Below are 10,627 nucleotides of genomic sequence, written 5' to 3'. Positions count from 1 at the left end.
AGGGAGAGGGAGGATACCAAATGAAGAAATTCGACCTCCTACATACCCCGCTGGGCGGGCGCAACCTGATCGAGGCGAGTGCCGGGACCGGCAAGACCTTCACCATCGCCGGCGTCTACCTGCGCCTGGTGCTCGAGGAAGAGCTCGACGTGTCGCGCATCCTTGTGGTCACCTTCACCGAGGCCGCCACCAAGGAGCTCAAGGAGCGCATCCGGCAGAAACTGAAGGACGCGGAAACCTCCTTTGAAACGGGACAGAGCGACGACTTCCTGGTGACGGGGCTCATGGAGCGCAGCACCGACCGCGACAAGGCGCGGCGTCTGCTCGCCAACGCGGTGCGCAGCTTCGACGAGGCCGCCATCTTCACCATCCACGGGTTCTGCCAGAGGATGCTGCAGGACAACCCCTTCGAGAGCGGCTCCCTGTGCGACACCGAACTGCTGACCGACCAGGCGAAGATCCTCAACGAGATCGCCCAGGACTACTGGCGCATCAACTGCTACGGCGAGCCCGTCGAGAGGATCTCGGCGGCCGACCACGCCAAGGTCACGCCGGATTCCCTGCTCAAGCTGGCCAAGAGGGTCTGCAGCGATCCCTACGCCACCGTCGTCCCCGATGCTCCCGCCGCAACCGAGGACGAGGCAGACTGGCTGCTGGCGCTCAAGCGGAACTTCTTCGACTACCTGCGCGCCGAACTCCCCAAGCGGAAGCGGCTCAAGAACGTGCGCTGCTTCGACGACCTCCTGGGCGACCTCCACGCCGCCCTGACCCGCCCCGGCTCCCCGCTGCCACGGCTGATCCGCGAGCGCTTCAAGGCGGCCCTGATCGACGAGTTCCAGGACACCGACCCGGTCCAGTTCGCCATTTTCGACGCCATCTATCCCGTCGGGTACGAGGCCCCCTTCTTCCTGATCGGCGACCCCAAGCAGGCCATCTACAGCTTCCGCGGCGCCGACATCTTCGCCTACCTGGGAGCTGCCGATGCGACCAAGCAGCGCCACACCCTGTTGCAGAACTTCCGTTCCGAGCCTGGATTGATCACGGCGGTGAACAAGCTCTTCACCTCGCGCGAGCTCCCGTTCCTGCACGAGAAGATCGGCTTCAATGAGGTCGAGGCGGCGCCGAAGGAGCGCAGCATCCTCACCGAACAGGGTGAGCGGAAAGCGCCGCTCAAGTTCTGGTTCGCCCCGCGCAAGGAAGCAGGCAAGCCGATCAACAAGGGGGAGGCGTGGGACCTGCTCCCGGAAACGGTAGCCTCCGAGATCGCCCGCATCCTGCGTGACGGCGCGGCGGGGAACCTTACGGTGGAGGAGCTCAGGCAGGAGGACGACGACGAGCGCTGGGTGCAGCGGCCGGTCCGGCCGCGCGACGTGGCGGTCCTGGTGCGCGCCAACCGGCAGGCCAGGCTGATGCAGCAGGCCTTGAGCCGCAGGGGGATCCCGAGCGTCCTCTGCAGCGCGGGAAACCTGTTCGAAACCGACGAAGCGGCGGAGCTGCTGCGGCTCCTCTCGGCGGTAGCCCAGCCGGGACACGAAGCGCTCCTGCGCGGTGCGCTCGCCACCGACCTGGTCGGAGTCACCGGCCCGGAACTGGCGCAACTGGTCCACGACGAGGACAAGTGGGAGGAAATCCTGGAGGAATTCCGGGGCTACCATGACACCTGGAACGCGGCCTCCTGCATGGCGATGGCGCTGCAGTTCCTGGAGCGGCGCAAGGTGCGGCAGCGGCTGCTCTCCGGGCCGATGGGCGAGCGGCGCCTGACCAACGTGCTGCACGCCATAGAGGTCATCCACCAGGCCCAGGTCAAGGAACGGCTCGGGATGGAGGGGGTGGTGACCTGGCTCTCCTGCCGCATCACCGAAGAACCCAAGAAAGAGGAGTACGAGGTCCGCCTGGAGACCGACGAGGCCGCGGTCCAGTTGGTGACCATTCACAAGAGCAAGGGGCTCGAGTACCCCATCGTCTTCCTCCCCTTCTGCTGGGCCGAGGTCGGCGGCAAGGACGAGGGGGCGCTCTTCCACGATGACCACGGCAAGGTGGTGCTCGACATCGGCTCCGAGGATATGGAGCAGAGCAAGGCCAAAGCGGCCCAGGAGGCGCTCGCCGAGAGCCTGAGGCTCCTGTACGTCGCGCTCACCCGCGGCAAGCACCGCACCTACGTCGTCTGGGGCGCTTTCAAGGACGCCGCCGACAGTTCACTGCACTACCTGCTGCACCCGGACCAGGACGAGGTGAAGGGGCAGGTGAAGCTATCCGACGAGAAGATCTGTGAGCGCCTGGCTGAATTGGCAGCCGCTTCCGCCGGGAGCATCGAGGCACTCGAGATGCCCGCCGCCGACCTGCTCGGGTTCCGGGCCGGTGCAGAGGACGTGCCCGCACTGGCGCCGCAGCACTTCACCGGGACCATCGCCCGTGACTGGCGCGTCGCCAGCTTCACCTCCCTTTCCAGCCGCCAGCATCACACTGCCGAACTTCCCGACCGCGACGAAACAACTCCGGTCGAGGAAAGCCCGGTGCGCGACGTGGAACCGACCGGCATCTTTGCCTTCCCCAAGGGGGCCAAGGCCGGTATCTTCCTGCACAAGATCTTCGAGGACCTCGACTTCACTGAAGCCCAACAGCAACTGGCGCCGCTGGTCGAGGAGCAGTTGGACAAGCACGGCTTTGCCGCCGAATGGAGTAGCGCCGTGCGCGACATGGTGCTGAACGTGCTGCAGGCGCCGCTGGGGGATAAGGCGATCAGCCTGGCGCAAGTGCCGCTGGAGCGGCGTCTGACCGAGCTGGAATTCTTCTTCCCGCTGGCCCAGGTCACCTCCGACGGGCTCAAGGACGCCGTCACCCGCTTCATGGGGAAACACGGAGCGGACGCGGCGTTCCCGGTGGACATGGCCGAACTGTTCAGCCGTCTCTCCTTCTCACCGGTGCGGGGGATGCTTTTGGGTTTCATCGACCTCGTGTTCGAGCGCGACGGGCGTTACTACATCGTGGACTGGAAGTCCAACCACCTCGGCAACAGTGCCGCGGATTACGGGCAGGCCGCGCTGAAGCGGGAGATGGAGGCAAGCTTCTACCCGCTGCAGTACCTCCTCTACACGGTGGCGCTCGACAACTACCTGAGGCTGCGCATCGAGGGTTACGACTACGACCGCCATTTCGGCGGGATCTTCTACCTGTTCCTGCGTGGCATCGACGGCACCGGCAACGGCGTCTTCGCTGACCGGCCGCACAAGGAGTTCATCGCCGAACTGGCCGGAGTGCTGCTGCCGGAATCGGTACGACTGGCGCATGAAGCACCTCCCTCACCCCAGCCCTCTCCCAAAGGGCGAGGGGGAGCCGGCAAGAAGTCGAAAAAGAATGGTGCCGACGATCAACTAAGTTTTGATCTGGCTTTAGAGTAAGAGGCGAAAGGCAGATCACAGAGGGCACAGAGGAAAAGCCAGTGCGGACACAGAGGGGTTACCAAGGTTTTCCCCTGATGTTGTCTTTCTCTGTGACCTCTGTGGACCTCCGTGTCCTCTGTGTTCCTGCTTTCAAAAAGGTGAACCTATGACTCCTGATGGAGTTCAACTCAACGACATAGACCGGCAGTTCGCCGCCTTCATCTGCCGCCTGGCGGGGAGCCGGGACCAGCACGTCGAGGCCGCCGCCGCGCTCTTGAGCCGCGGAGTCACCGCAGGGGACGTCTGCCTCGATCTCGACACCGCGCTGGAGGAAGGTCGTGCCGCCGGGTTCCGCCTCGAATCGACGGCAACCTGGTGCGATCGGCTGAAGGCCTCTCCCGCAGTCGGCGCCCCCGGCGAGTTCAAGCCTCTCATCCTGGACCCCACCGGCCGCCTCTACCTGCAGCGCTACTGGCGCTACGAGAACGAACTGGCGGAGGCGATCCTGAACCGGGGCGAACCGGTGCCGTTTGACCGCGAACAACTGCGCCAGGGCCTTACGCGCCTCTTTCCGCCCACGCCCGGCGAGACCGACTGGCAGCGTGTCGCCGCCCTTGCCGCCGTCACCAGGCGTTTCTGCGTCATCTCGGGCGGCCCCGGCACCGGCAAGACCACCACGGTGGTCAAGGTGCTCTCGCTGCTGCTGGAACAGGCAGGAACTGCCGAAACCGGCAACACTCTGCGCATCGCCCTGGCCGCCCCCACCGGGAAAGCCGCCGCACGTCTCAAGGAGTCCATCTCCGGCGGGCTGGACAAGGCCGATCCCGTAGTGCGCGACCTGATCCCGGAGGAGGTGTTCACCCTGCATCGGCTGCTTGGTTACATGAAGGGTTCAAGCGGCTTCCGGCACAACAGCGACAATCCCCTCCCCTACGACGTCATCATCGTGGACGAGGCATCGATGGTATCCCTGCCGCTCATGGCGAAACTTGTCTGCGCACTGCGCCAGGATACCCGCCTGATCCTGCTCGGCGACCGGGACCAGCTCGCCTCCGTCGAAGCCGGAGCCGCCCTGGGCGACATGTGCGACACCGGCGGCGCGCACGGCTTCTCCGCCAATTTCGCGGAACTGGCCGCCGACGTGGCCGGTGATGCCGTCGAGGTCCAGCCCGGCATCGGCCCGCTCGGCGACGCCGTCGTGCTGCTGCGCAAGAGTTATCGCTTCTTGTCCTCGGGGGGCATCGGCAAGGTCGCCACGCTGGTCAATGCTGGTGACGCCCAGGGAGCGCTGGCGGCGTGCCACGATCCTGCCCTGCTCGATGTCTCGTTGGCCTCCCTGCCGCCCGCCGCCGGTCTCGCGGACGCCCTTGCCAGGCGCATCACCGACGGGTACGCGGCGTACCTGCACACGCAAACGCCGGAAGAAGCCTTTGCAGAATTCAGCCGGTTCCGTATCCTGTGCGCCATGCGCAGCGGCCCGTATGGCGTGGAGGCGCTCAACCTGCTGGTGCGCCAGCGGCTGGCGCAGGCGGGGCTGATTCATCCGCATGGCCGCTGCTATGCGGGCGAGCCGGTGATGATCACACGGAACGACTACAACCTGGGGCTGTTCAACGGCGACGTCGGTTTGATTCTCCCCGATGCCGAGAACGGCGGAGAATTGCGTGCCTTCTTCCCCTCCGGTTCCGGCGGGATGAGGAAGGTGTTGCCGCTGCGGCTCCCCGAGTACGAATGCGCCTTCGCCATGACCGTGCACAAGAGCCAGGGGTCCGAGTTCGAGAAAGTCCTCCTGGTCCTCCCCGACCGCGACACCCCGGTGCTGACGCGGGAACTGGTTTATACGGCGATTACCCGGGCGAAAAAGTCGGTGGAAATGCTGGCCACCTACGACCTGTTTCAGGCTAGCGTAGAACGGCGAGTAATCAGAAGGTCCGGCCTGCGCGAAAGGTTATGGGGGCGTTGAAGCTCCCCCTCGCCCTCCGGGAGAGGGCAGGGGTGAGGGAGCATTTAAGACTATTACCGCTGAAATGATGGGCATCGCCAAGGCACCGCCCTCACCCCCAGCCCCTCTCCCGAAAGGCGAGGGGGGATTCTACTCCCGCGAACAAGGAGCAACCATGAACTTACATGTTGATGATATAAACCTTTCCTACGACGACATGGGCACCGGCCCTGCCGTCATCCTCATCCACGGCTTCCCCCTCAACCGCCAGATGTGGCAGCCGCAACTCCAGCCGATTGCCGATGCCGGCTTCCGCGTCATCGCTCCGGACCTGCGCGGCTTCGGCGCCAGCGACGCCCCGGCCGGCGGCTACAGCATGGAGCGCTTCGCCGACGACATCATCGCCATCCTCGACGCCCTGAAGATCGACAAGGCCGTGATCGGCGGCATGTCCATGGGTGGCTACATCCTCATGAACCTCCTGGAGCGCTACCCGGACCGGGTCCGCGCCGCCTGCTTCATCGCGACCAGAAGCAACGCCGACGACGAGGCGGGGCGCGAGCGCCGCAAGGCCATGGCCGCCGAGGCGGAACGGCTGGGCGCCAACCCGATCATCAAGATCTTTGCCGAACTTCTCTTCGCCTCCGAGACCTCGCAGACGAGCCCCGAACTCATCGCCCGCGTGACTACCTGGATGCGCGACACGAACCCGAAGGGGCTCGCCGGCGGCCTGCTGGCCATGCGCGACCGCAAGGACTACACGCCGCTGCTCCCTTCCTTCCGGCACCCCTCCCTGGTGATAGCCGGTGCCGAGGACCGCGCCGCTCCCGCCGAAGCTGCCCAGACGCTGATGGACGGTCTCCGCGGTTGCCGGAGCAAGGTCATCGAGAACGCCGGACACATGGTCAACATGGAGCAGCCCGAGATCTTCAACCAGACCCTGATCGAGTTCCTGAACTCACTACCGGAGTAACCATGAACGCGGATGTCCTGCAACTGCTTACCCTGCTGCTTCTCGCCGCCACCTTAGTGGTCACGCTCTTGTGCTACCTGAGCCTGAAGCGGCATTCCTCCTCCGAGGCGCGCTTCGACCAGTTGGAAAAAGGGCTGGAGCGCCTGGAGCGGACCCTGCAGGACGAGCTGCGCCGCAATCGCGAGGAGTTAGGGGGCAACCTGCGCAACTTCGGCGAGGCAGTGCAGAAGAGGATGGTGGACATCGCGTCGCTGCAGAAAGGCCAGATGGAAGGCTTCACGCAGCAGCTGGCCAATCTCACCGCCAGCAACGAACAGCGCCTGGACAAGCTGCGCGAGACCGTGGAAGTTCGGCTCAAGTGGCTGCAGGAGGACAACTCCAAGAAACTCGAGCAGATGCGGGCCACGGTGGACGAGAAGCTGCACGAAACCCTGGAGAAGCGCCTGGGTGAATCGTTCAAGCAGGTGAGCGGGCAGCTGGAGCAGGTCCACAAGGGACTGGGCGAGATGCAGTCGCTGGCGTCCGGCGTGGGCGACCTCAAAAAGGTCCTCTCCAACATCAAGACCCGCGGCACGCTGGGCGAGGTCCAGTTGCACAACCTCCTGGAGCAGATCCTGACCCCGGACCAGTACGGCGCCAACGTGGCCACCAAGCCGGGCAGCGACGCCCGCGTCGAGTTCGCGGTACGGCTCCCGGGGCGGGACGACAAGCCGCTCTGGCTCCCCATCGACGCCAAGTTCCCGCAGGAGGACTTCCTGCGCCTGGTGGAAGCACAGGAACAGGGGAACCAGGCTGCCGTTGTCGAGGCCACCAAGCAGTTCGACAAGACGGTCCAGGGGATGGCGAAGCTGATCTGCGACAAGTACCTGGCGCCCCCCGAGACCACCGACTTCGCCGTCATGTTCCTCGCCAACGAGGCGAGCTACGCCCAGGTATTGAGCCGGCCGGGACTTTTCGACGTCATCCTGCGCGAGCACAAGGTGATTGTCGCCGGTCCCACCACCATCGCCGCCCTGCTCTCGTCGCTGAGCCTCGGGTTCAAGACGCTCGCCATCGAGAAACGCAGCAGCGACGTGTGGCGCCTGTTGGGCGCCATCAAGACCGAGTTCATGACCTTCGGCACGCTGTTGGAGAAAACGAGAAAGAAGCTCGACGAGGCGTCCTCCAGCATCGACACCGCCGCAACGAGGACGCGCCGGATCCAGCGCAAAATGCAGGGGATAGAGGAGTTGCCAGAGCATGAGGCGAAGGGACTATTGGGGGTGGAGCTCCCCGCCGGTCCCGACATTGAACCGGGCGAGGTGGTCCTGATAGACGAGGCGTGAGGGGATGACGCGCGCATAAAACAGCCCGCCGGCAGCCGGTCCATTGAACCGGTGCCGACGGGCTTTTATGTTGCAGCCCGAATGATCGCTGCGTTATTTGATCTGCCCGCGGATTTCGCCGTCCGGGTACTTGTCGGTGTGGACGTTCACATAGGTGTCGCCGGACTTGAGCAGTTTGACCAGTTCGTCGAATTTCCCTTTGTAGTCGCCCATCAGATCGTTGGCACCGACTTTACCCTCGGAAAGCATGCCCGAGAATTTCCCTTTTTTGCTGCCACTGAAGAGGCCAACAATCGGGGGACCGTTTTCCCCTTTTTTGGCCACATGGATGTGGGCCGCGCTGACGTCCATGATGTTCTTGACGTAGAGCTTGTAGGTCAGCTCCTTGCCGTCTTTACTGAGCTTGAATTCAGCCTTGCCTGAAGATTTGGCGTCAGGCTTGGCGACTTCCTCTTTCGGGGTCAATTTTGCCTTGAAGCTGTGCTCAGCGGCATAGCCGGTCGAGACAGCAAAGAACGCGGCTACCAACACCAGCAGTAACAGCCTAACCTTTCTCATCGCTTGCCTCCTTTACAGCCTTGGTACTACCACTATTGGCGATTGTACCCCTCATATTCAAAAAACTCTATGCATTTAATTTGGGCGCGTTCTGCATCTGCAATCACCGTCCCCATACTACGCGAATTCCGCGATAGCCTGCCCGGGCTGGACGGCTTCGCCGACGGAGACGAGGATCTTTTCGACCTTGCCGGACATGTGCGCGGTTATGTTCGTTTCCATCTTCATCGCCTCGAGGACCACGAGGAGATCATTCACCTCGAGGTGCTGCCCCACCTGAGCCACGACCTTGAACACCACGCCTGCTATGGGGCTGCGGCAGATCTTGTCCGATGCCGCCGACATGCCTCCCGGCGGCGCGCCGGTTACCGGCGCGGGCGCGGCCATCGGCATCCCGGCCAATGGCGCCGCCTGCACCGTCGTGGTCGGATAGGACTCCGCCAGCCGGACCTCTTCGCCCTCCTCGACTTCCACATCCACCCGGTACTTCTTTCCATCAATGGTCATTGTAAGCTGCACGGTGGTCTCCTTTTCATATGCGCTTGCCGAGGCTTTTTCCCTCTCCAATATTTCTGCGCCCTCACCCGGCCTTCGGCCACCCTCTCCCAGAGGGAGAGGGAATGGACCTGGGTCCCCTCGCCCTCTGGGAGAGGGGCGGGGGTGAGGGCATCGCACGTGCCGAGTGCAAAGCTATTACGACCGCCTTACATTGAGGTTATGCGATGCCTGCAGCACGACGCGGCTCGACTGCCCCCACGCGTTGACCTGCATCGGATCGACGAACCTCGCTTTCCGGATGCGGACGGTCCTGCCCAGGTAGGCCGCTATCGACGCCGACATAACCATCAGCAGTTCAGGCGTTATCTCCTCGTGTTTCCCTGCGTTTTCTTCCACGGCCTCCTCCTTACAGCGGGATCAGCCCGTGCTTCTTCATGGGCCGGAACTCGCGCTTGGTGTGCAGGATGTCGAGCGTCATGGCCAGGTGCCGCCTCGTCTCGGCGGGCTCGATGATATCGTCCACGTCCCGCCTCCCCGCCGCCGCATACGGTGTGGCAAAGGTGCTCTGGTAGGACTCGATCAACTCCTGGCGCCTCTTCTGCGGGTTCTCGGCCTGCGCGATCTCGTTTCTGAAGATCACGTTGACCGCCCCCTGCGGCCCCATCACGGCAATCTCTGCGGTGGGCCAGGCAAAGACGCGGTCTGTTTCCAGCTCCTTGCCGCACATGGCCAGGAAGGCACCGCCGTAGGCCTTGCGCATGATCACGGTGATCTTGGGAACGGTGGCGGCAGAGTAGGCGAACAGCATCTTGGCGCCGTGGCGGATGATCCCCCCCTGCTCCTGCTGCACGCCGGGTAGGAACCCGGGGACGTCAACCAGCGTGATCAGCGGTATGTTGAATGCGTTGCAGAAGCGGACGAAGCGCGCCCCTTTGTCGGAGGCGTTGATGTCGAGGGCGCCCGCCAGCACGCTGGGCTGGTTGGCCACCACGCCCACGCTGCGCCCGAGGATACGGGCAAAGCCCACCACGATGTTGGGCGCGAACAGCGGCTGAACCTCCAGGAAATCGCCGCCGTCCACCAGGCGCGTAATCACCTGGCGCACGTCGTACCCCTTCTTCGGATCCGTCGGAACCAGGGTGTTCAAGGTCTTGTCCGGCACCACGATATCATCGGCCTGAAGCTGCGGCGGGTCTTCGAGGTTGTTGGATGGGAGGAAGGAAAGCAGCCGCTTGCAGATGCGCAGCGCCACCAGGTCGTTCTCCGCGACGAAATGGGCGACGCCCGCGTAGTTCATCTGGGACAGAGGACCGCCAAGGGCCTCGGCGGTTATCTCCTCGCCGGTGGCCTCCTTGATGACCGATGGGCCGGTGATGAACATGCGTGCACCGGCGGTCTGGATGATGAAGTCGGTCAGCGCCGGGCTGTAGGCTGCGCCGCCGGCACACGGGCCGCAGATAAGCGAGATCTGGGGCACCACGCCGGAGAGCATCACGTTGTGGTAGAAGATCTTTCCGTAGCCCGCCAGGGAGTCGATCCCTTCCTGGATGCGGGCCCCGCCCGAATCGTTCATGAAGACGAAGGGGGTGCCGGTCTTCAGGGCGGAGAGCATCGACTGGACGATCTTGTCGCTGTGCACCTCCCCAGCCGAACCGCCCGCCACCGTGAAATCCTGGCTGGCTAGGTGCACCAGACGGCCGCCGACGGTTCCCGCACCGGTCACCACGCCTTCCGCCGGGAACTCCTTGCCCGCCATGCCGAAGTTGGTGCAGCGGTGCCTGGCGAAGAGACCCACTTCCTGAAAGCTGTCCTTGTCGAGGAGCGTCTCGATGCGCTCCCGCGCGGTAAGGCTCTGCTGGGCGTGCTGCTGGTCGATCTTGGCCCGCCCTCCCCCCAGCTTCAGCCTCTCTTTCCTCTCGTTCAGTTCCTTGACCTTTTCCTCTATCGACAT

Annotated in this window: 8 protein-coding genes; 4 read left to right on the top strand and 4 right to left on the bottom strand. The window is 64.0% G+C overall.

What is annotated here, in order from left to right:
- Positions 1–20: 20 nt before the first annotated feature.
- From recB to H7687_RS03035, 4 genes are all read left to right on the top strand, one after another.
- Entirely contained in the window at positions 21–3,398 is a 3,378-nt protein-coding gene (gene recB / locus H7687_RS03050; RefSeq protein WP_183344973.1) for an exodeoxyribonuclease V subunit beta, read from the top strand.
- 148 nt (positions 3,399–3,546) lie between these two features.
- Positions 3,547–5,343 (top strand): exodeoxyribonuclease V subunit alpha, encoded by a 1,797-nt coding sequence (recD, locus tag H7687_RS03045; RefSeq protein WP_183344971.1) that lies wholly within the window; start codon positions 3,547–3,549, stop codon positions 5,341–5,343.
- A gap of 154 nt (positions 5,344–5,497) precedes the next feature.
- Positions 5,498–6,295 carry an alpha/beta fold hydrolase gene (locus tag H7687_RS03040; protein ID WP_183344970.1) on the top strand — a complete coding sequence of 266 codons (798 nt, stop codon included), beginning with the start codon at positions 5,498–5,500 and terminating at the stop codon, positions 6,293–6,295.
- A 2-nt stretch (positions 6,296–6,297) separates the two neighbouring features.
- Complete coding sequence (locus tag H7687_RS03035) at positions 6,298–7,620, top strand: DNA recombination protein RmuC (protein WP_183344968.1); 1,323 nt, start codon at positions 6,298–6,300, stop codon at positions 7,618–7,620.
- A gap of 93 nt (positions 7,621–7,713) precedes the next feature.
- Here H7687_RS03035 and H7687_RS03030 read toward each other — a convergent pair whose 3' ends face one another.
- The 4 genes from H7687_RS03030 to H7687_RS03015 all read right to left on the bottom strand — a co-directional run bounded on the left by H7687_RS03030 (position 7,714) and on the right by H7687_RS03015 (position 10,627).
- On the bottom strand, positions 7,714–8,178 hold the full coding sequence (locus tag H7687_RS03030; RefSeq protein WP_183344966.1) for a CHRD domain-containing protein: 465 nt from the start codon (positions 8,176–8,178) through the stop codon (positions 7,714–7,716).
- Positions 8,179–8,295: 117 nt separating this feature from the next.
- Entirely contained in the window at positions 8,296–8,697 is a 402-nt protein-coding gene (locus tag H7687_RS03025; RefSeq protein WP_183344964.1) for a biotin/lipoyl-containing protein, read from the bottom strand.
- A 174-nt stretch (positions 8,698–8,871) separates the two neighbouring features.
- Positions 8,872–9,072 (bottom strand): hypothetical protein, encoded by a 201-nt coding sequence (locus H7687_RS03020; protein WP_183346097.1) that lies wholly within the window; start codon positions 9,070–9,072, stop codon positions 8,872–8,874.
- A gap of 10 nt (positions 9,073–9,082) precedes the next feature.
- Positions 9,083–10,627, bottom strand: a complete 1,545-nt coding sequence (locus H7687_RS03015; RefSeq protein ID WP_183344962.1) for an acyl-CoA carboxylase subunit beta — start codon at positions 10,625–10,627, stop codon at positions 9,083–9,085.

Source organism: Geomonas paludis, from assembly GCF_014193585.1.
In the GTDB taxonomy this organism is placed as follows: Bacteria; Desulfobacterota; Desulfuromonadia; order Geobacterales; family Geobacteraceae; genus Geomonas; species Geomonas paludis.
This window is presented reverse-complemented; position numbering and strand designations above follow the sequence as displayed.